A 22,939-nucleotide genomic window follows, 5' to 3' on the forward strand; every position below is an offset into this window, starting at 1 on the left:
TATGTTTATTTCCATCAGTGCTGGAATTGTGACATTTTTACTAACTTTAGTAGGAATTCCGGCCTTTATCCAATTTTATAGAAAGGCGCAAATTACAGGCCAGCAGATGCATGAGGATGTCAAACAGCACCAGGCAAAAGCTGGCACGCCCACAATGGGGGGACTTGTTTTCCTCATTGCTGCAGTTGTGGTGAGTTTTCTTGTTGCTATTTTTTCAAAACAATTGACCAATAATGTGGGAATGATTTTGTTCATCTTGGTCTTGTATGGCTTGGTTGGATTTTTAGATGACTTTCTCAAAGTCTTTCGCAAAATCAATGAGGGGCTAAATCCCAAGCAAAAATTGGCTCTTCAGCTTTTAGGTGGAGTTATCTTTTATCTTTTCTATGAGCGAGGTGGCGATATGCTTTCAATCTTTGGCTACCAAGTGCATCTAGGAATTTTCTATATTGTCTTTGCTCTGTTCTGGCTAGTCGGTTTTTCAAATGCAGTAAACTTGACAGACGGAATTGATGGTTTAGCTAGTATTTCCGTTGTGATTAGCTTGTCTGCCTATGGAGTTATTGCATATGTACAAGGTCAGATGGATATTCTTCTAGTGATTCTTGCCATGATTGGTGGTTTGCTTGGTTTCTTCGTCTTTAACCATAAGCCTGCCAAGGTCTTTATGGGAGATGTGGGAAGTTTGGCCCTAGGTGGAATGCTGGCAGCTATCTCAATGGCCCTCCACCAAGAATGGACTCTCTTGATTATCGGAATTGTTTATGTCTTTGAAACAACTTCGGTTATGATGCAAGTCGGCTATTTCAAAATGACTGGTGGCAAACGTATTTTCCGTATGACGCCTGTGCATCACCATTTTGAGCTTGGAGGATTGTCTGGTAAAGGAAATCCTTGGAGCGAGTGGAAGGTTGACTTCTTCTTTTGGGGAGTAGGACTTCTAGCAAGTCTCCTGACACTAGCAATTTTGTATTTGATGTAAGAATGCCACCCTGATGTTTCAGGGTGTTTTTACGTTTAAATACACAATGAAAATCAAAGAACAAACTAGGAAACTAACCGCAGGATACTCAAAATACGGTTTTGAGGTTGTAGATAAGACGAAGCGAACGTGTTTTGAAGAGTGTAAAAAAATATTGGTCAATTAAAGTCAAATCTCTTGACCTTTTCTGACTAATGTAGTATATTATGAACGTAAGGTAAATGAATGCCTTACTAGAACGCTTATTTAAAGTAAAAAAGAAAGAGGTGGGTCTATGTTTAATCTAGAAATCTTCAGAAGTAAAGATAGTCTACTCCTGCTTGAAAAAGAAAAACCAGAAATAGTACGTAGAGTAGCGATTTAGCTAGTCTAAATTTTTTAAAACAAAGGTCAAAGATAGTCAATATCAGTAATCAAAACTAAGTAAATAAAAAGAGGTAAAGAATATGAATAACAACTTTAATAATTTTAACAACATGGATGATTTATTTAACCAATTGATGGGTGGTATGCGAGGATACAGTTCTGAAAATCGTCGTTACTTGATTAATGGACGTGAAGTGACACCTGAGGAATTTGCTCACTATCGTGCGACTGGTCAATTAGCAGGAAATGCAGAATCTGATGGACAAATGAAACAACAGGCTTCAGGTATGAAACAAGATGGTGTCCTTGCAAAACTAGGTCGAAACTTGACTGCAGAAGCGCGTGAGGGCAAGCTGGATCCTGTTATCGGACGAAACAAGGAAATTCAAGAAACATCTGAAATTCTTTCACGCCGTACCAAAAACAATCCTGTTTTGGTCGGGGATGCAGGTGTTGGTAAGACAGCCGTTGTCGAAGGTCTAGCACAAGCCATTGTGAATGGTGATGTTCCAGCTGCTATTAAGAATAAGGAAATTATTTCCATTGATATCTCAGGACTTGAAGCTGGGACTCAATACCGTGGTAGCTTTGAAGAAAACGTTCAAAACTTAGTCAATGAAGTAAAAGAAGCGGGAAATATCATTCTCTTCTTTGATGAAATTCACCAAATCCTCGGTGCTGGTAGCGCTGGTGGAGACAGTGGTTCTAAGGGACTTGCGGATATTCTCAAGCCAGCTCTCTCTCGTGGAGAATTGACAGTGATTGGGGCAACAACTCAAGACGAATACCGTAACACCATCTTGAAGAATGCTGCTCTTGCTCGTCGTTTCAACGAAGTCAAGGTCAATGCTCCTTCAGCAGAGGATACATATAAAATCCTTCAAGGAATTCGTGATCTCTATCAACAACACCACAATGTTATCTTGCCAGATGAAGTTTTGAAAGCGGCGGTGGATTATTCTGTACAATACATTCCTCAACGTAGCTTGCCAGATAAGGCTATCGACCTTGTCGATGTTACGGCAGCTCACTTGGCGGCACAACATCCTGTAACAGATGTACATGCTGTTGAACGTGAAATTGAATCAGAAAAAGACAAGCAAGAAAAAGCAGTCGAGGCAGAAGATTTTGAAGCAGCTCTAAACTATAAAACACGCATTGCAGAATTGGAAAAGAAAATCGAAAACCACACAGAAGATATGAAAGTGACTGCAAGTGTCAACGATGTGGCTGAATCTGTAGAACGAATGACGGGTATTCCAGTTTCACAGATGGGAGCATCAGACATCGAACGTTTGAAAGATATGGCTCATCGTCTGCAAGATAAGGTAATCGGTCAAGATAAGGCAGTTGAAGCTGTAGCCCGTGCTATCCGTCGTAACCGTGCCGGTTTTGATGAAGGTAATCGCCCAATCGGCAGCTTCCTTTTTGTAGGACCAACTGGGGTTGGTAAGACAGAACTTGCTAAGCAATTGGCGCTGGATATGTTTGGAACCAAGGACGCAATCATCCGTTTGGATATGTCTGAATACAGTGACCGCACAGCCGTTTCTAAGCTAATTGGTACAACAGCAGGTTATGTGGGTTATGATGACAATAGCAATACCTTGACAGAACGTGTTCGTCGCAATCCATACTCTATCATTCTCTTGGATGAAATTGAAAAGGCTGATCCTCAAGTCATTACCCTTCTCCTCCAAGTTCTAGATGATGGTCGTTTGACAGATGGTCAAGGAAATACAGTAAACTTCAAGAACACTGTCATTATTGCGACATCAAATGCTGGATTTGGCTATGAAGCCAACTTGACAGAAGATGCGGATAAACCAGAATTGATGGACCGTTTGAAACCATTCTTCCGTCCAGAATTCCTCAACCGCTTTAACGCAGTCATTGAGTTCTCACACTTGACTAAGGAAGATCTTTCTAAGATTGTGGACTTAATGTTGGCTGAAGTTAACCAAACCTTGGCTAAGAAAGACATTGACTTGGTAGTCAGTCAAGCGGCTAAAGACTATATCACAGAAGAAGGTTATGATGAAGTCATGGGTGTTCGTCCACTCCGTCGTGTAGTTGAACAAGAAATTCGTGATAAGGTAACAGACTTCCACTTGGATCATTTGGATGCTAAACATCTGGAAGCAGATATGGAAGATGGTGGTTTGGTTATTCGTGAAAAAGCCTAAGACAGAATTTTAAAAATAAAAAAAGAAGGAACCAGCTGAAAAAACTGGTTCCTTTTGTGTTTAGACCACATGACGCTCAAAGGCATCATCTGAAATCCCTTGTTTAAGGATGAGTTTCGCCCATTCTTTAGCAGAAAAGAGGCTGTGATCCTTGTAGTTACCGCAAGATTCGATGGTTGTTCCTGGGACGTCTTCCCAAGTAGTAGTCTCAGCGATTTCTTTGAGCGAATCCTTGATAACAGCCGCGATTTCAGCACTGGTGTGACGTCCCCACATAATCATGTGGAAGCCTGTACGGCACCCAAATGGTGAACAGTCAATCATACCGTCAATGCGGGTACGGATGAGTTTGGCCAAGAGGTGCTCGATAGTGTGAAGGCCAGCAGTAGGGATAGAGTCTTCATTGGGTTGCACTAAACGAATATCATAATTGGAGATGACATCTCCCTTTGGTCCTGTTTCTTCCCCAATCAAGCGAACATAGGGTGCTTTAACAATAGTGTGGTCAAGTTCAAAACTTTCAACAATAACTTCTTTTGACATGGTAGATCCTTTCAGTTTTCTTCTTTCATTATAACATAAAGCCGGCTCTTGAGGCAGAGAGAAAACCTCTCCGAGGCTGGAGAGGTTCAAATCTTTATTTACGATACAAGCGGTCGTATTGGTAGTAAGGGTCAAAGGTTACATTGATACCCAATTTGCGAAGGACATTCTTGTCTTCATCGGTTAAGATGATGGTTGAGTGGGCTTCGCTTCCTTTGAGGTTGCCAAGCTCTTCCATAGCACGAGCAGCATCAGGATTTTCTGTAGCTGTGATGGCAAGAGCAATCAGGATTTCATTTGAATGCAGGCGTGGATTGCGGCTACCTAGATGATCGATTTTGAGACCTTGGATTGGCTTGACAACTTCAGGCTCGATTAGTTTTACTTCTTTAGCGATGTCAGCTGATTTCTTGATGGCGTTGATCAAGGCAGCGGCTGTAGGGCCAAAGAGCTCTGAGTTCTTACCAGTGACAATTTCTCCGCTTGGCAATTCAAGGGCTAGGGCTGGTCCGCTAGTTTCTTCTGCTTTTTGACGCGCAACGACAGCAACCTTACGGTCTGCTGGTGTGATACCGAGGTCATTCATAAGCAACTCGATTTTCTTGACAGCAGCTTCGCCCACTTTTTCGGCTTTGAAATCAAGAACAGTTTGATAGTAACGGCGGATGATTTCTTGTTTAGAAGCTTCGACAGCAGCTTCATCATCTGTAATAGCGAAACCAACCATGTTGACACCCATGTCTGTTGGTGAAGCGTATGGAGACTCTCCTAGAATGCGTTCCAACATGCGCTTGAGCACTGGGAAAATCTCGATATCACGGTTGTAGTTGACAGTGGTTTCTCCGTAGGTTTGGAGATGGAAGGGGTCAATCATGTTGACATCATCAAGGTCAGCTGTGGCAGCCTCGTAGGCCAAATTGACTGGGTGATGAAGGGGAAGATTCCAAACTGGGAAGGTTTCAAATTTAGCGTAACCAGACTTGATACCATTGATTTGGTCGTGGTACATATTGGACATACAGGTTGCCAATTTTCCAGAACCAGGTCCAGGAGCGGTTACAACAATCAAGTTGCGACTGGTTTTGATGTAGTCGTTTTTCCCCATACCTTCTGGAGAAATGATGTGATCCATATCCGTCGGATATCCTTTGATTGGATAATGAAGATAAGAATCAATTCCGTTTTTCTCAAGTTGGTTGCGGAAGGCATCTGCAGCAGGTTGACCAGCGTACTGTGTGATGACCACGGAGCCGACAAAAATTCCCAGCTCATTGAACTTGTCAATCAAACGAAGAACTTCTTGGTCATAAGAAATGCCCAAGTCACCACGTGCTTTGGAATGTTCGATGTTGCTAGCGTTAATGGCAATCACAACCTCAACTTGCTCTTTCAACTCCTGCAAGAGCTTGATTTTGTTGTCAGGCTCATAACCAGGAAGAACACGAGCAGCGTGGAAATCTTCTAACATTTTGCCACCAAACTCCAAGTAGAGCTTGCCGTCAAATTGGTTAATGCGCTCCAAAATATGGTCGCGCTGTAGATTCAAATATTGTTCAGAACTAAAAGCTTGTTTTTTCATTTTTTTACCTCTGACCTCTATTATAATAAAAAATTGGAAGTTAGGAAACTATGGAGTTAAAAAAGGAATCAAAAAGATTAGGCAAACGCTTGCACAAAAATCTGAAAAGCGCTATCATAGACTGTAGATTATGAAAATAATGAGGTAAGAAGATGCAAGAAAAATGGTGGCACAATGCCGTAGTCTATCAAGTTTATCCTAAGAGCTTTATGGATAGCAACGGAGATGGAATTGGCGATTTGCCAGGTATTACCAGTAAGTTAGACTATCTAGCTAAGTTAGGAATCACAGCGATTTGGCTTTCTCCCGTCTATGACAGCCCTATGGATGATAATGGATATGATATTGCTGATTATCAAGCGATTGCAGCTATTTTCGGGACTATGGAGGACATGGACCAACTAATTGCGGAAGCTAAGAAGCGTGATATTCGTATCATCATGGACTTGGTGGTCAATCATACCTCAGATGAACATGCTTGGTTTGTCGAGGCCTGTGAAAATCCTGATAGCCCTGAGAGAGACTACTATATCTGGCGGGACGAACCCAATGATTTGGAGTCTATCTTTAGTGGGTCTGCTTGGGAATACGATGAAAAGTCAGGTCAATACTATCTCCATTTTTTCAGCAAGAAACAGCCTGATCTTAACTGGGAAAATGAAAAACTTCGCCAGAAAATCTATGAGATGATGAACTTTTGGATTGATAAAGGCATTGCTGGTTTCCGCATGGATGTTATTGACATGATTGGGAAAATTCCTGACGAGAAAGTAGTTAATAATGGACCTATGCTCCATCCCTATCTCAAGGAGATGAATCAGGCGACCTTTGGCGACAAAGATCTCTTGACAGTAGGAGAGACCTGGGGAGCAACGCCAGAGATTGCCAAGTTCTACTCAGATCCAAAGGGGCAAGAGTTGTCTATGGTCTTCCAGTTTGAGCATATCTGTCTTCAGTATCAGGAAGGACAACCTAAATGGCATTATCAAAAAGAGCTGAATATCGCTAAGTTGAAAGAAATCTTCAACAAATGGCAGACAGAGTTAGGAGTTGAAGATGGCTGGAATTCGCTCTTCTGGAACAATCATGACCTCCCTCGTATTGTCTCTATCTGGGGAAATGACCAAGAATACCGCGAAAAATCTGCCAAAGCCTTTGCCATCTTGCTTCATCTCATGAGAGGAACACCTTATATCTACCAAGGTGAGGAGATTGGGATGACCAACTATCCGTTTGAAACGCTGGACCAAGTAGAAGATATTGAATCTCTCAACTATGCGCGTGAAGCTCTTGAAAAAGGCGTTCCGATGGAAGAAATCATGGATAGTATCCGTGTTATCGGACGTGATAATGCCCGTACCCCTATGCAATGGGATGAGAGCAAAAACGCCAGTTTCTCGACAGGTCAGCCTTGGTTGCCAGTCAATCCAAACTACGAAGAAATCAATGTTCAAGAAGCACTGGCAAATCCAGATTCTATTTTCTATACTTATCAGAAACTGGTTCAAATCCGTAAGGAGAATAGCTGGCTGATTCGAGCTGACTTTGAACTATTGGAAACAGCTGACAAGGTCTTTGCTTATATCCGTAAAGATGGCGACCGTCGTTTCCTAGTTGTGGCTAACTTGTCCAATGAAGAACAAGCCTTGGTAGTAGAAGGAAACGTCAAATCTGTCTTGATTGAAAACACCCTAGCTCAAGAAGTCTTTGAAAAACAAATATTAGCTCCATGGGATGCTTTCTGTGTGGAAATGACTGACTAAAAAGTGGGGACCTCAAGCTTATAGAGTTTGAGGTTTTTTGCTAAAAGTTTTTTAGAGAACTCTTTTAAAAATATTTTTTAGAATTTTCTAAAAAATCTGTCAAAAGCTCTTGCTTTTATAATAAAATAGAGTATAATGGTGGAAATAACATATTATTAAAGGAGTTTAGTTATGAAATCTAAAAAGTGGATTTTAGGAGCAGGATTAACGATGAGTGCAGCCCTTCTTTTGGCAGCTTGTGGTAAAAGTGATAAGAAAGCAGATGCCCCGAGGAGCTTTTCTTATGTTTATGCAGTGGATCCATCTTCCTTGGATTATAGCGTTACGAGTAAAAGTTCTACCTCTGACGTGATTGGTAATGTTGTTGATGGTCTTTTAGAGAATGATAAATATGGGAATCTTGTTCCATCTTTAGCAGAGGATTGGACTGTTTCAGCCGATGGTTTGACATACACTTACAAACTTCGTAAGGGAGTGAAGTGGTATACTTCTGAAGGAGAGGAGTATGCAGAAGTTAAGGCGCAGGATTTTGTTACAGGTCTGAAACATGCAGCAGATGCTAAGTCAGATGGTCTTTCTTTGATTGAAAAATCAATCAAAGGGTTGGAGGCTTATGTTAGTGGTGAGACCAATGATTTTTCAACTGTAGGTGTTAAAGCTCTTGATGATTATACGGTAGAATATACCCTTAATAAACCAGAAAGTTTTTGGAACTCGAAAGTAACAACAGCAACCATGCTTCCTGTAAATGAAGAATTTTTGAATGCAACAGGCAAGGATTACGGAGCGCCAACCCCATCAAGTATTCTTTACAATGGTCCATATTTTTTGAAATCTTTGATTTCTAAATCTGTGATTGAATATGAAAAAAATCCTAACTATTGGGATAAGGAAAATGTCAAGATTGATAATGTAAAATTAACATTCTATGACGGATCAGATCAAGAATCCCTTATTCGTAGTTTCGCTACAGGAGCATATAATACAGCGAGACTTTTCCCAAATAGTTCAAGTTTTGCTTCTACCAAAGAGAAATATGGAGATCAGATTATTTATAGTCCCCAGGAAGCAACTAGTTATTACTTTACTTTTAACGTAAATCGTCAATCATATAATAAAACAGCCAAGACAGATGAAGGACAAAAGCTTTCTACAAAAGAAGCCATGCTGAATAAAAATTTCCGTCAAGCAATTAATTTTGCCTTCAATCGCCACGCCTATACGGCCCAATTAAACGGTGAAGAAGGTGCGGATAAGATTATTCGTAATAGTCTAGTGCCAGATAATTATGTTCAAGTAGCAGGGAAGACCTTCGGGCAGCTGGCTCAGGATGAACTACTGAAATATGGAGAACAGTGGAAAGATGTGACTCTCACAGATGGTAAGGATACAATTTACAATCCTACAAAGGCTAAATCTGCATTTGAAAAAGCGAAGTCAGAATTGCAAGCTAAGGGAGTAAGTTTCCCAATTCATTTGGATGTGCCAGTAGAACAGACAGATGTAGTTGCGGTTCAACAAACCAATTCGCTAAAACAATCAATTGAAGAAACGCTTGGAACGGAGAATGTCATTGTAGATGTTCTTCAAATGACAGATAACGAGAAGGAAAGTATCACTTCTCAAGCTAAAGTTCCAACACAAAAAGACTATGATTTGAATGGAACAGGTTGGGGACCAGATTATCAAGATCCAGCAACCTATCTCAATATTTTAGATGCTAAGAAGGGTTCTGCCTTGAAACATCTAGGTATAACAAAGGGCAAGGATCCTGAAGTGATGGCGAAAGTTGGCTTGGATGAATACAAGAAGCTCTTGGATGAAGCTGCCTCTGAGACCACTAATCTTGACAAACGTTATGAGAAATATGCTAAGGCTCAAGCTTGGGTAACAGATAGTTCTCTCCTTATTCCAGTGGCGTCTTCAGGAGGTTCTCCTATGGTAAGTCGTGCTGTACCATTTACTAAAGCTTATTCACAAGTTGGTATCAAAGGGGATCCATTTATTTTTAAAGGCATGGAACTTCAAAATGATATTGTCACAACGAAAGAGTATGAGGCAGCCCTCAAAAAGTGGCAAAAGGAAAAACTAGAATCTAATGCTCAGTATCAAAAGGATTTAGAAAAACACGTAAAATGAGTCTAGGCTTGTTTTCACAAATAATTTTTAATTAATAAATCGTATAAAAACAAGGGAAGACTGTACGAAAGACAGAAATCCTTTGTTTTTTTAATGCCTAGAGTTTATAAACTTCCATTCTAGAAATTCAATTAACTTTACAAATTCCTACTAATTTGGTAAAATAAACTTATGTTATAAAAACTGACATAAAGGAGAAAGAAGATGAATACAAAAAAGCGTGTCCTTAGTGCAGGCCTGACTTTTGCGGCTACTTTGCTTTTAGTTGCTTGCGGTCAATCAGGTTCAGATACAAAAACTTACTCATCAACCTTTAGTGGAAATCCAACTACATTTAACTATTTACTAGACTACTACGCCGATAATACATCGATTATAACCAACCTAGTTGATGGTTTGCTTGAAAATGACAATCACGGAAACCTAGTTCCATCTTTGGCAGAAGACTGGTCTGTTTCAAGCGATGGTCTGACTTATACCTACAAATTGAGAAAAGATGCCAAATGGTTCACGGCTGATGGTGAAGAGTACGCCCCAGTCAAGGCACAAGATTTTGTGACAGGTATCAAGTATGCAGTGGATAATAAATCACAGGCCATTGACTTGATTCAAAACTCGATCAAGGGCTTGAATGATTATATTACAGGAGCGGATTCTGACTTTTCTAAGGTTGGGGTGAAGGCCATTGATGACCAGACTGTTCAGTATACTTTGACACGCCCAGAGCCTTACTGGAATTCAAAAACAACCAACAGTATTCTTTTCCCAGTAAATGAAGAGTTTTTAAATTCAAAAGGGAAAGATTTTGGAACCCTATCTCCAGATAGCATTCTCTACAGCGGACCTTATTTGTTAAAAGACTTCACATCAAAATCATCGATCGAGTATGTGAAAAATCCGCATTACTATGATCATGACAAAGTATCGATTGAACACGTAAAATTGGCTTACTTTGATGGTTCAGACCAAGAATTGACTATCCGTAACTTTGAAAGTGGAGCTTATTCTATCGCTGGGGTTTATCCAAATAGTTCTAACTTTGCTAAAACCAAAGAGAAATATAAGGATAATATCGTCTATAGCTTGCAGGACAAGACTTCTTGGTACTTCAATTTCAATGTCAACCGCAAGGCTTACAATCACACTGCTAAAACGACAGATGAGCAGAAGAAGTCAACTGAGACAGCTGTCTTGAACAAAAACTTCCGTCAAGCAGTAAACTTTGCCTTGGACCGCACAGCCTATTCTGCTCAGTCAAATGGGGAAGAAGCGGCGAGTAAGACCCTTCGTAACACCCTAGTGCCTCCTACATTTGTCCAAGTTGGAGACAAGACCTTTGGAGAAGTAGTCGCTTCTAAATTGGTCAACTATGGAACAGAGTGGGCAGGTATGAACCTAGCAGATGCGCAGGATGCCTATTTCAACAAAGAAAAAGCCCAAGCAAAATTTGCAGAAGCCAAAAAAGACTTGGCAAGTCAAGGTGTGGCCTTCCCAATTCACTTGGATATAGCTGTGGATCAGACGAATAAAAATGCTGTGACTGGTATGAATTCTGTGAAACAGACTCTTGAATCAGTTTTAGGTGCTGATAATCTTGTTATTGATGTTCAGCAACTCTCTACAGATGAGTATAATAACGTAGCCTTCTTAGCTCCTACTCCCGATGCAAGAGATTATGATTTAAGTTTTGATGGTTGGGTAGCGGATTATCAGGATCCATCAACTTATCTCAATCCTTTCAATGCAGAGGATGGATTCTATCTCAAGATTTTTGGTCTAGATGCCAAGGACGATAAAGCGAAGATTGCTAGTCTAGGTTTGGATACTTACACTAAAATGCTCAAAGATGCGGATAGTGAAAATAAAGATGTAGCCAAACGTTACGAGAAATATGCTGAAGCACAGGCTTGGATGATTGATAACTCTCTCATTATGTCTGCTATGTCAGGAGGTGGAACTGCTTCTGTGACAAAAGTGACACCATTTACAAGAGGATACTCATTAGTCGGTATCAAGGGGGACGGTTATAACTATAAGTATATGAAACTGCAAAAAGATACTGTTACGATCAAACAGTATGAAGAAGCCAAGACCAAATGGGAGCAAGAAAGCAAAAAAGCAATTGAAAAAGCTCAAAAAGAAGCAGAAAATCATGTTAAATAAGATAAACTAGTTTTTCCGAAAAGAAATTTATCCTATGAAGACAATCATCATTTTTTGATGCTTGTCTTTTTGATTTGACTTACTCATTATATTTGTAGCTGAAAAAATTATTGCTTTATGCTAGAATTGATTAGTATTTCTAGGCTTGCTGATATTGTTTGAAAATCTATTAAAAACTATGCAAATATTATCTTCTCGTCGTAAGTCTATTACTAACCTTATTAGTTTTGTATAAAACTTTAAAGTATTTTTTGAGCTGGCTGTAGCGATCACTTTAGTTTGCTAGCCGGTCTTTACTCAGTATTACTTTTAGGAATAACTTGATTGAAATATAGTATGTTTTGAATTGAAGGAGTATCGTATCTACGATTATCTTATTGTTGGTGTTGGTCTTTTTGGTGCAGTATTTGCCCATGAAGCAGCCTTAAAAGGAAAAAAGTAAAAGTCATTGAAAAACGAAATCATATCGCGGGTAATATCTATACTCGTGAAGAGGAAGGAATCCAAGTTCATCAATATGGTGCTCATATATTCCATACTTCGGATAAGTAGATTTGGGATTATGTGAATCAGTTTGCAGAGTTTAACCGTTATACCAACTCTCCTGTTGCAAATTATAAGTGAGAGGTTTATAACCCACCTTTTAATATGAATACCTTCAATAAACTTTTGGGAGTTGTAACGCCAGCAGAAACACAAGCTAAGATTGATGAGCAACGTGTGGTTTTAAATGGTAAAACTCCTGAACTAAAGAACATTCTAAAACATGGGAAAAAGGTGATGAGCCTTATTATCCAGTTAATAATGATCGGAATAATCATTTGTATAAATCATATAAAAAATTGGCTGATGAGCAAGGGAATGTTATCTTTGGTGGTTGATTAGGACACTATCGTTATTACGATATGCACCAAGTAATTGGAGCAGCGCTGCAGTGTGCGAGAAATGAGTTAGATTAAATAATTAAAACTGCGTACCAGTTGCTTTTTAGAAATATGATCAATAATTCCTTGACTACTTAATGTAGTTGAGGTTTTTTGATATTATTCATATTTTTGCAGATGCAATGTTTAAAAAAATAATTTTAAAAAATTCTGAAAATTCTGTTGACAAGGTTTAAAAAAGGGTCTATAATGGATAGAAAAGCAAAGGAGAAGTTTATGAAAACGAGAAAAGTATTGGCACTCGCAGGAGTTACCTTACTAGCAGCGGGTGTTCTAGCTGCATGTTCTGGTGGGACAGCCTCAAAAGCTGAGAAAACCTTCGCATTTACCTACGAGACAGACCCAGATAATCTCAACTACTTAACAACTGGTAAGGCAGCGACTGCTGACATTACTAGTAATGTGATTGATGGATTGTTGGAGAGTGACCGCTATGGGAATTTGGTTCCATCAATGGCAGAGGACTGGTCAGTTTCTAAAGATGGCTTGACTTACACTTATAAGATTCGTCAGGATGCCAAATGGTACACATCAGAAGGAGAAGAATATGCTCCTGTCAAGGCTCAAGACTTTGTAACAGGTCTTAAATATGCGACAGACAAGAAATCTGAAGCTCTTTACTTGGTACAAGATTCGATTAAAGGTTTGGACGCTTATGCTAAAGGGGAAAATAAAGATTTCTCTCAAGTTGGAATTAAAGCCCTTGACGATCAAACAGTCCAATACACTTTGAACAAACCTGAAAGTTTTTGGAATTCTAAAACAACCATGGGTGTCTTGGCACCAGTTAATGAAGAGTTTTTGAACTCAAAAGGGGATGATTTTGCTAAAGCAACAGATCCAAGTAGTATCTTGTATAATGGTCCGTATTTGTTGAAATCCATTGTGACTAAATCTACTGTTGAATTTGCGAAGAATCCTAATTACTGGGATAAAGACAATGTTCATATTGACAAAGTTAAATTGTCATTCTGGGATGGTCAAGATACTAGTAAACCTGCAGAAAACTTTAAAGATGGTAGCCTTTCAGCAGCTCGTCTCTATCCAACAAGTGCAAGTTTCGCAGAACTTGAGAAAGAGATGAAAGATAATATTGTCTATACGCAACAGGACTCTACAACTTATGTAGTAGGGACAAACATCGACCGTCAGTCCTATAAATATACTTCAAAGACTAGTGAAGAACAAAAGACTTCAACTAAAAAGGCTCTCTTAAACAAGGATTTCCGCCAGTCTATTGCCTTTGGTTTTGATCGTACAGCCTATGCCTCTCAGCTAAATGGACAAACTGGAGCAAGCAAAATCTTACGTAATATCTTTGTTCCACCAACATTTGTTCAAGCAGATGGTAAGAACTTTGGTGATATGGTCAAAGAAAAATTGGTGACTTACGGGGATGAATGGAAGGATGTGAACCTTGCTGATGCTCAAGACGGTCTGTACAATCCTGAAAAAGCTAAAGCAGAATTTGCCAAAGCTAAGACTGCTCTTCAAGCTGAGGGTGTAACCTTCCCAATTCATCTAGATATGCCAGTTGACCAGACAGCAACTACAAAAGTTCAGCGTGTCCAATCTATGAAACAATCCTTGGAAGCGACTTTAGGAACTGATAATGTCATTATTGATATTCAACAATTGCAAAAAGATGAAGTGCTTAATGTTACTTTATTTGCACAAACTGCTGCTGGTGAGGATTGGGATATTTCTGATAACGTTGGATGGGGACCAGACTTCTCGGATCCATCAACTTATCTTGATATCATCAAGCCTTCTGTAGGGGAAAATACGAGAACTTACCTAGGATTTGATTCAGGAAAAGACAATGAGGCGGCTAAGAAGGTTGGTCTCAATGATTATGATAAAATGGTCAATGAAGCAGGGGAAGAAACTACAGATGTTACGAAACGGTATAACAAATATGCTGCAGCTCAAGCTTGGCTAACAGATAGTGCCCTAGTCATTCCAACGACATCTCGTACAGGTCGTCCAATCTTGTCTAAAATGGTACCATTTACTTTACCTTTCTCTTTCTCAGGGAACAAGGGAACAAGCGATCCGCTCCGATACAAATATCTTGAACTTCAAGACAAGGCAGTCACTGCAGATGAATACCAAAAAGCGCAAGATAAATGGATGAAAGAAAAAGAAGAATCCAATAAAAAAGCGCAAGAAGAACTCGCAAAACATGTGAAATAGATCAAATAAGAAGTTAGTTTTTAGCTAACTTCTTTTGCTTTCTCGAAGATGAATTGATGACTACCTTCACTTTCAGAGATGATGAGGCTAATTTTTTGTAGAAAAAATCCTGAGTTTCTATTCTCAGGATTTTCTTCATCTTACTATTGTGGTTGCTGTTGAACTTGTGGATTTTGTGGCGTTGGTTGTACTGGTTGTGTCGGTTGAACAGCCTGGCCAGCTTGTCCTTGATTAGGATCAGTTGCTGGAGCATTATTGGGTTGTTGACCAACCGTCGTATTTGCCTGTGTAGTTGAAGTTTCAGTTGTTGTAGAGGAATTCTCTACTGACTGTGTTTGTTGTGTAGCTGTAGTATTCCAAGTATTTCTTGCTCCGTTTTGGAAGACGAACTCTCCACTTCTGTATAAGCCCTCAGGCATTGTCCAATCTCCAGGGCGGTTATCTTCTGAGAGGTAGGTCATCATTGATCGATAGACTCTACCAGCTACGAGGAAACCATCTCCAATGATTGGAGTGAGACGATTTGAGTAACCTGTCCAAACAGCCATTGCATATTTGCGAGTATAACCTACAAACATTTCATCAGGAGCTACGTAGCCAGTGTTCTTGATATACTTTTCAATTTCGTCGTCAGTATAGTTAGAAGTACCTGTCTTACCTGCTTGTGGAAGCCATGGTAGGTAGGCACCACGTCCTGTTCCGTAGACTAATACAGTTTTCATCATTTCGGTCATCATATAGGCAGTGGTTTCTTTCATAGCTCGTGTACCAGCATCAGAAAATTCTTTTTCACTACCGTCACTAAAGACGATTTTATTGATATACATTGGTTTGTGGTAAATACCACCATTAGCAAAAGCTGCGTAGGCAGCGGCCATTTTTTCACTACTTGCACCATATTTTTTGTTGGATTCAGGTGTATTACTTGAAATGGCATTGGCATAGTGTATGCTTGGATAGTCAATACCTAATCCATTGAGGAAGGTTTTTGCTCTGTCTAAACCAACCTTATTAAGAGTTTCAACCGCTGTGACATTACGTGACTGTTGAAGTGCATACTGAATTGTAATATTTCCAAAGTAGCCATGGTCCCAGTTGTAGACGGGAATATCAGTACCAGGATAATTATAAGGAACGTCATGTACAATAGTTGCAGTAGAGTCATAAACTCCATACTCTAATGCAGGAGCATAGTCAGTGATGGGTTTCATAGTAGAACCCCAGTCACGGTTTGTTTCCACGGCTTGGTTAATGCCGAAAGATACATTACTTGATTGGTGACGGGCCCCTAACTGAGCAAGTACTTTACCATTTGTTACATCTACGATAGTGGATGCTACTTGGATTTCATCATCTGGGTAAGCAACATACTCATCTGTATTGTAAACATCCCAAAGTCTCTGTTGAACATTTTTATCGACATTAGTATAGACTTCCATACCTGTGGTAAGAAGATTGTAGCCAGTTTCTTGTTCGACTTGGTCGATTACTTCTTTGAGGTAGTTGTCCATATAGGCTGGATAACTATTGGCTGATTTTAAGCTCTGGAGACCATCGGTGATAGGAGTATTAATTGCTTTTTCATATTGTTCTGCACTGATGTAATTTTGGTCTTTCATTTCTGAAAGTACTAAATTACGACGTTCGAGAGCAGCTTCTGGATGGGAATAAGGATCATATTGGTTTGGTGCTTGAGGCATTCCAGCAAGGAGTGCTAATTGTGGCAAGTTTAATTCCTTCAAGTCTTTTCCATAGTAATTTTGGGCTGCGGTTTGCATTCCATAGTTACCGTTAGACATGTAGACTTTATTGATGTAATAGGTCAGAATTTCTTGCTTGGTTGCTTTTTGTTCTAGCTGAACTGCTAGCCAAGCTTCTTGAGCTTTACGTGATATGGTTTGGTCAGCAGTTGAAGTAGAAAAGTAAGTTAATTTAATCAATTGCTGGGTCAAGGTTGAAGCACCTTGGAGTCCCCCTTGTCCTTGGAGGTTTCGTAATGCAGCTCCTATGATACGAATAGTATCAACACCTCTATGATCAAAGAAACGGTGGTCTTCGATAGATACAATAGCTTTGACTAAGTCTGTAGGAATTTCATTGGCTTGAGTGTTTACGCGACGTTCCGCTCCAAGATCAGCAATCAATTCGTTCTTATTATCATAAATCTTGCTAGAGGTTGTCGCGACTAATTTACTTTCAGATAAGGTTGGAGCTTTGCTAACATAGTAGAGAAAAAGCCCTCCGCCTAGGACAACAGCTGCGATGACTATAGTTAAGAAGCCGATACTTACATACTTAGCTATTCGCAGGATAGTTTGTTTTTTCATCTTGTTTTACCACCTAGTAAATGTTCTTTGATAATATCGAGATAGGGAATTTGAGGGAAAGCACCTGGCTTCACTAAATATCCGTTTTCCCGAATATATCCAAGTGGCATTGATTTTTGACCCTTATCTTGATGAAAAAAGCGAATCAAATCAAGTGCCGGCAACAAATAAGTTTCTTGTTGAGAAGAAAAATGAAGCAGTACGAAGCAAATACCCTGCTGTTCTAGAACTTGTTCCATATGTTGAATCTGGTGAAGATGAAAGTTCTTCATTGGAATAGCATTCTTTTGTCGTGTTTCCTTGGCTTCAAAGTCAATGTAATGTCCTCTATATACGCCAGAGTAATCCGTTGTGGAAGCTTGTCTAAAATAGGCTTCTACAATTTTGGCTCGACTCCGTTGAGGATAGTCTACTCGAACAATCTGAACAGGCGTTGGCTTTTTATGGATAACGGCCATGCCATGCATTAGATAATAGTCGTTAGTAGCATTAATCATCTTTTCAAAAGTCATTCCTCGATTTGCGAAATTTTTTGGTTGAGAAATAGATGTTTGACTTTTTTTTGATGAAATTTTATGAGGATAGTTGACCATATTTCTCCTTATTGGTACAATAACATCACTCTATTATACCATAAAAGTATAAAGAAAGGTGCAAAAATGACTACAGCTTTAATTATGGGCTATTCTAACTTCGACTTGGGTGTGTTTAATGAAAAGGATATCAGGTTAAAAGTTATAAAGAAAGCGATTCGAAGGGATTTAGAAAGTTTAGCAGAAGAGGGGCTTAAATGGCTGGTATTTACAGGGAATTTAGGATTTGAATCTTGGGTTCTCGATATTGCAAGTGAAATGAAAGACGAGTATGATTTTAGCCTAGCGACTATTTTTGATTTTGAAACACACGGGGAAAGTTGGAATGAAGCGAATCAGGTTAAGCTTAGCCAATTTAAGCAGGTAGATTTTGTTAAATATGCCTATCCTAAGTATGAAAACATGGGACAGATGCGTGACTACCAACGATTTTTGCTGGAAAATACTGATTTAGCCTATTTTTTCCATGATCCAGAAAATGAGACAAAATTAAAATTTATGGACAACTTGATGACAAATCAGGAAGGCTATCGTATAAAAAGGCTAACCTTTGAAGACTTAAATGAGCTAGCAGAAAATTTTTCTGAAAAGTAAGCCTTTGACCTTGATTTTTGTTTGCCTTTTTTTATATAATAATACTATTAGAAATCGAGAATGGAGAGAGAGATGGCAAGTATTATTTTTACAGCAAAAGATATTTTTGAGCAAGAATTTGGACGTGAAGTTCGCGGGTATAGTAAGGTTGAAGTTGATGAATTTTTGGATGATGTCATCAAGGACTATGAAACTTATGCTGCTCTAGTTAAATCTCTCCGTCAAGAAATTGCTGAGTTAAAGGAAGAATTGTCTCGTAAACCAAAATCACCAGTTCAAGCAGAGCCTCTTGAAGCGGCAACTACAAGCTCTATGACGAATTTTGATATTTTGAAACGCTTGAATCGTCTCGAAAAAGAAGTATTTGGAAAACAAATTTTGGATAACTCTGATTTATAAGAGCTTATTTAAAAGGTGCAATTTTTGGATAATCGCGTGGAGAGAATTTCTTTTCATGAGGAAAGTCCATGCTAGCACAGGCTGTGATGCCTGTAGTGTTTGTGCTAGGCGAAACCATAAGCCTAGGGACGAGTAATCGTTACGGCAGTTGAAATGGCTAAGTCTTTTGATAGGTCAGAGTAGGCTTGAAAGTGCCACAGTGACGGAGTCTTTCTGGAAACGGAGAGAGTGGAACGCGGTAAACCCCTCAAGCTAGCAACCCAAATTTTGGTCGGGGCATGGAGTGCACGGAAACGAACGTAGTACTCTGACTGCTATCAGCTCTATGCTGTTAGTGGTAGACAGATGATTATCGAAGGAAGTGGTCCTAGTCACTTCTGGAACAAAACATGGCTTATAGAAAATTGCATATAGGTTGGGGCTGAGAAAACTTTCTCAACCTCATTTTTTAAAGTGGACATATAGAAAGGTCTTATAAGACTGAAAATGAAAAAAGAATTTAATTTAATCGCTACTGCAGCAGCAGGTCTTGAAGCTGTTGTGGGACGAGAAGTGAGAGAGCTGGGCTACGATTGTCAGGTTGAAAATGGACGTGTTCGTTTTCAAGGAGATGCACGAGCCATCATCGAAACTAACCTCTGGCTTCGAGCAGCGGACCGTATCAAGATCATCGTTGGATCTTTCCCTGCTAAGACTTTTGAAGAGCTCTTTCAAGGAGTTTACACCTTAGATTGGGAAAATTATTTACCGCTTGGAGCTCGGTTCCCAATTTCAAAAGCTAAATGTGTTAAATCTAAACTTCACAATGAGCCAAGTGTACAGGCTATTTCAAAGAAGGCTGTTGTTAAGAAGTTGCAGAAACACTATGCCCGTCCAGAAGGCGTTCCTCTGATGGAAAATGGTCCAGAGTTTAAGATTGAGGTCTCTATTCTTAAAGACATAGTAACTGTCATGATTGATACGACAGGATCTAGCCTCTTTAAACGAGGCTATCGTACCGAAAAAGGTGGCGCTCCTATCAAGGAAAATATGGCAGCAGCTATTTTACAACTTTCTAACTGGTTCCCAGACAAGCCTCTGATTGATCCGACCTGTGGTTCAGGAACCTTCTGTATCGAGGCAGTTATGATTGCTAGAAAGATGGCTCCAGGACTTCGTCGCTCTTTTGCTTTTGAAGAATGGCACTGGATTAGTGATCGCTTGATTCAAGAAGTGCGCACAAAGGCAGCTAAAAAACTGGATCGTGAGCTGGAACTGGATATCATGGGCTGTGATATCGATGCACGTATGGTGGAAATTGCTAAGGCTAATGCCCAGGCGGCAGGGGTTGCAGGAGATATTACCTTTAAGCAGATGCGCGTGCAGGATTTACGTTCTGATAAAATCAATGGAGTAATTATTTCCAATCCGCCTTATGGGGAACGTTTGTCAGATGATGAAGGGGTTACCAAGCTTTATGCTGAGATGGGTCAAGTATTTGCGCCTCTGAAAACGTGGAGCAAGTTTATCTTAACCAGTGATGAAGCCTTTGAGACCAAATACGGTAGTCAGGCGGATAAGAAACGTAAGTTGTACAATGGAACCTTAAAAGTGGATTTGTATCAATATTTTGGTCAGCGTGTTAAACGCCAGGAAGTAAAGTAGAAAGGAAAACTCATGAGTAAGAAAAGACGGAATCGTCATAAAAAAGAAGGTCAAGAAGCGCGATTTGATTTTGATGATGCCAAAGAGCTAACAGTTGGACAAGCTATGCGTAAAAATGAAGAAGTGGAAGCAGGTGTATTGCCTGGAGATTCTATCTTGGACAAGTATGTGAAACAACATAAGGATGAAATTGAGGCAGATAAGTTTGAAACGCGTCAGTTTAGCAAGGATGATTTAGTTGAAAAAGAAGAGGTAGAAGAGATAGAGGAGACTCAGACTCTAGACAATTTGCTTCAAGAGCTCCGTGAGGAAACAGGAGTTCATTCTCCAGATTCAGAAGATGACTTGAGTCAGTTCGATGATTTAGAATTCACACGCATTTCAGAAGTTCCTCTTGCCGAAGAATTTGAGACTGAAGAAATACAATTGTTTGGAGAGGAAGAAGTTCCAACATTTTCTCGAGTAACGGATAGTGAAGATGAAAAAAGTAAGAAAAAATGGGTGATTTATGGGATTCTAGTAGCCTTAGCGGTTCTTATCCTTGGAACTGCTTATTATGTCTATCGTCAAGTAGCGCGTTCGACCAAGGAAATTCAGACTTCTCAATCAACTACAAACACGCAGGCAGAAGCGGAAGAATTTAATAATTTATATGATGCCTTCTACACGGATAGCAACAAAACGGCTTTGAAAAATAGCCAGTTTGATAAACTGAGTCAACTTAAGACACTACTTGATAAACTGGAAGGTAGTCGTGAACATACGCTTGCCAAATCTAAGTATGATAGTCTAGCAACGCAAATCAAGGCTATTCAAGATGTCAATGCACAATTTGAGAAGCCAGCTATTGTGGATGGTGTCTTGGATACCAATGCCAAAGCCAGATCGAATGCTAAATTTACAGATATTAAAACTGGGAATACCGAGCTTGATAAAGTGCTAGATAAGGCTATCAGTCTTGGTAAGAGCCAGCAAACAAGTACTTCTAGCTCAAGTTCAAGTCAAACTAGCAGTTCAAATTCTAGTCAAGCCAGCTCAAATACTACTAGTGAGACAAGCCCAAGTAGCTCAAATACTGCCTCAACTGAAACTAGAAGTACTCGCAGTGAAGTCAATATGGGTGTATCAAGTGCAGGAGTTGCTGTTCAAAGAAGTGCTAGTCGTGTTTCTTATAACCAGTCTGCTATTGATGATAGCAATAACTCTGCTTGGGATTTCGAGGATGGTGTCTTGGAACAAATTTTAGCGACTTCACGTTCACGTGGTTATATCACTGGTAACCAATATATACTTGAACGTGTTAATATCGTTAATGGCAATGGTTATTACAACCTCTACAAGCCAGATGGAACCTATCTCTTTACCCTTAACTGTAAGACAGGATACTTTGTTGGAAATGGTTCTGGACATGCGGATGCCTTGGACTACTAAGCAGTCGTTACAAAATTCTTTCTTTTCAAAAGTAAAAATGATAAAATAAAACAAATCAAACAAGAGGAGTGTCAAATGACAAAAGCTAACTTTGGTGTCGTAGGTATGGCCGTAATGGGTCGTAACCTTGCCCTTAATATTGAATCTCGTGGTTACACAGTTGCTATTTACAACCGTAGTAAAGAAAAAACGGAAGATGTAATTGCTTGCCATCCTGAAAAGAACTTTGTACCAAGCTATGACGTTGAAAGTTTTGTAAACTCAATCGAAAAACCTCGTCGTATCATGCTCATGGTTCAAGCTGGACCTGGTACGGATGCTACTATCCAAGCCCTTCTTCCACACCTTGACAAGGGTGATATCTTGATCGACGGAGGAAACACTTTCTACAAAGATACCATCCGTCGTAATGAAGAATTGGCAAACTCAGGTATCAACTTTATCGGTACTGGGGTTTCTGGTGGTGAAAAAGGTGCCCTTGAAGGTCCTTCTATCATGCCTGGTGGACAAAAAGAAGCCTACGAATTGGTTGCGGACGTTCTTGAAGAAATCTCAGCTAAAGCACCAGAAGATGGCAAACCATGTGTGACTTACATCGGTCCTGATGGAGCTGGTCACTATGTGAAAATGGTTCACAATGGTATCGAGTATGGTGATATGCAATTGATCGCAGAAAGCTATGACTTGATGCAACACTTGCTAGGCCTTTCTGCAGAAGACATGGCTGAAATCTTTACTGAGTGGAACAAGGGTGAATTGGACAGCTACTTGATTGAAATCACAGCTGATATCTTGAGCCGTAAAGACGATGAAGGTCAAGCTGGACCAATCGTAGACTACATCCTTGATGCTGCAGGTAACAAGGGGACTGGTAAATGGACTAGCCAATCATCACTTGACCTTGGTGTACCATTGTCACTCATCACTGAGTCAGTATTTGCTCGCTACATTTCAACTTACAAAGAAGAACGTGTGCATGCTAGCAAGGTCCTTCCAAAACCAGCTGACTTCAAATTTGAAGGAGACAAGGCTGAGTTGATTGAAAAAATCCGTCAAGCCCTTTACTTCTCAAAAATCATTTCATACGCAC

The 22,939-nt window shown here is 39.8% G+C and carries 15 protein-coding genes, 1 other RNA gene and 1 pseudogene; 13 read left to right on the forward strand and 4 right to left on the reverse strand.

Annotated features, from left to right (window positions below; all coding sequences use genetic code 11):
- Position 1: 1 nt before the first annotated feature.
- Complete coding sequence (gene mraY, locus RWM06_RS04755; protein ID WP_313970286.1) at positions 2-982, forward strand: phospho-N-acetylmuramoyl-pentapeptide-transferase; 981 nt, start codon at positions 2-4, stop codon at positions 980-982.
- Positions 983-1,428: 446 nt separating this feature from the next.
- Complete coding sequence (locus RWM06_RS04760) at positions 1,429-3,534, forward strand: ATP-dependent Clp protease ATP-binding subunit (protein WP_313970287.1); 2,106 nt, start codon at positions 1,429-1,431, stop codon at positions 3,532-3,534.
- A 60-nt stretch (positions 3,535-3,594) separates the two neighbouring features.
- Here RWM06_RS04760 and RWM06_RS04765 read toward each other — a convergent pair whose 3' ends face one another.
- Positions 3,595-4,077 carry an S-ribosylhomocysteine lyase gene (locus RWM06_RS04765; RefSeq protein ID WP_313970288.1) on the reverse strand — a complete coding sequence of 161 codons (483 nt, stop codon included), beginning with the start codon at positions 4,075-4,077 and terminating at the stop codon, positions 3,595-3,597.
- Positions 4,078-4,171: 94 nt separating this feature from the next.
- Positions 4,172-5,656 (reverse strand): DUF1846 domain-containing protein, encoded by a 1,485-nt coding sequence (locus RWM06_RS04770; RefSeq protein ID WP_313970289.1) that lies wholly within the window; start codon positions 5,654-5,656, stop codon positions 4,172-4,174.
- Positions 5,657-5,808: 152 nt separating this feature from the next.
- On the opposite strand from RWM06_RS04770, the gene RWM06_RS04775 reads away from it, so the two are divergent.
- The 5 genes and pseudogenes from RWM06_RS04775 to RWM06_RS04795 all read left to right on the forward strand — a co-directional run bounded on the left by RWM06_RS04775 (position 5,809) and on the right by RWM06_RS04795 (position 14,861).
- Positions 5,809-7,419, forward strand: a complete 1,611-nt coding sequence (locus tag RWM06_RS04775; protein WP_313970290.1) for an alpha-glucosidase — start codon at positions 5,809-5,811, stop codon at positions 7,417-7,419.
- Between the two features lie 171 nt (positions 7,420-7,590).
- On the forward strand, positions 7,591-9,558 hold the full coding sequence (locus RWM06_RS04780; RefSeq protein ID WP_313970291.1) for a peptide ABC transporter substrate-binding protein: 1,968 nt from the start codon (positions 7,591-7,593) through the stop codon (positions 9,556-9,558).
- 204 nt (positions 9,559-9,762) lie between these two features.
- Positions 9,763-11,721 carry a peptide ABC transporter substrate-binding protein gene (locus tag RWM06_RS04785; RefSeq protein WP_313970292.1) on the forward strand — a complete coding sequence of 653 codons (1,959 nt, stop codon included), beginning with the start codon at positions 9,763-9,765 and terminating at the stop codon, positions 11,719-11,721.
- 361 nt (positions 11,722-12,082) lie between these two features.
- A pseudogene (locus RWM06_RS04790) lies at positions 12,083-12,680 on the forward strand (NAD(P)-binding protein).
- Positions 12,681-12,881: 201 nt separating this feature from the next.
- Positions 12,882-14,861 (forward strand): peptide ABC transporter substrate-binding protein, encoded by a 1,980-nt coding sequence (locus RWM06_RS04795; RefSeq protein ID WP_313970293.1) that lies wholly within the window; start codon positions 12,882-12,884, stop codon positions 14,859-14,861.
- A gap of 143 nt (positions 14,862-15,004) precedes the next feature.
- Here RWM06_RS04795 and pbp1a read toward each other — a convergent pair whose 3' ends face one another.
- Both pbp1a and recU read right to left on the reverse strand, forming a co-directional pair.
- Entirely contained in the window at positions 15,005-17,188 is a 2,184-nt protein-coding gene (gene pbp1a, locus RWM06_RS04800; protein ID WP_313970294.1) for a penicillin-binding protein PBP1A, read from the reverse strand.
- Positions 17,185-17,781: a Holliday junction resolvase RecU gene (gene recU / locus RWM06_RS04805; RefSeq protein WP_313970295.1), complete on the reverse strand. Its 597-nt coding sequence runs from the start codon at positions 17,779-17,781 to the stop codon at positions 17,185-17,187. The genes pbp1a and recU overlap by 4 nt, the downstream gene beginning before the upstream one ends.
- A gap of 66 nt (positions 17,782-17,847) precedes the next feature.
- On the opposite strand from recU, the gene RWM06_RS04810 reads away from it, so the two are divergent.
- The 6 genes from RWM06_RS04810 to gndA form a co-directional block, all read left to right on the forward strand.
- On the forward strand, positions 17,848-18,375 hold the full coding sequence (locus RWM06_RS04810; protein WP_313970300.1) for an SLOG family protein: 528 nt from the start codon (positions 17,848-17,850) through the stop codon (positions 18,373-18,375).
- 72 nt (positions 18,376-18,447) lie between these two features.
- A complete protein-coding gene (gene gpsB / locus RWM06_RS04815; protein WP_313970296.1) occupies positions 18,448-18,774 on the forward strand; it encodes a cell division regulator GpsB in 327 nt (108 codons plus the stop codon).
- Between the two features lie 20 nt (positions 18,775-18,794).
- Positions 18,795-19,176: RNase P RNA component class B (rnpB, locus tag RWM06_RS04820), an RNA gene on the forward strand.
- Positions 19,177-19,260: 84 nt separating this feature from the next.
- Positions 19,261-20,418 carry a class I SAM-dependent RNA methyltransferase gene (locus RWM06_RS04825; protein WP_313970297.1) on the forward strand — a complete coding sequence of 386 codons (1,158 nt, stop codon included), beginning with the start codon at positions 19,261-19,263 and terminating at the stop codon, positions 20,416-20,418.
- Between the two features lie 12 nt (positions 20,419-20,430).
- Positions 20,431-21,849, forward strand: coding sequence for a cell division site-positioning protein MapZ family protein (locus tag RWM06_RS04830; protein ID WP_313970298.1), 1,419 nt, complete (start codon positions 20,431-20,433; stop codon positions 21,847-21,849).
- A 75-nt stretch (positions 21,850-21,924) separates the two neighbouring features.
- Positions 21,925-22,939 (forward strand): NADP-dependent phosphogluconate dehydrogenase (gndA, locus tag RWM06_RS04835; protein WP_313970299.1); only part of this gene is annotated, 1,015 nt, incomplete at its 3' end.

The organism is uncultured Streptococcus sp., assembly GCF_963516575.1.
Taxonomy (GTDB): domain Bacteria; phylum Bacillota; class Bacilli; order Lactobacillales; family Streptococcaceae; genus Streptococcus.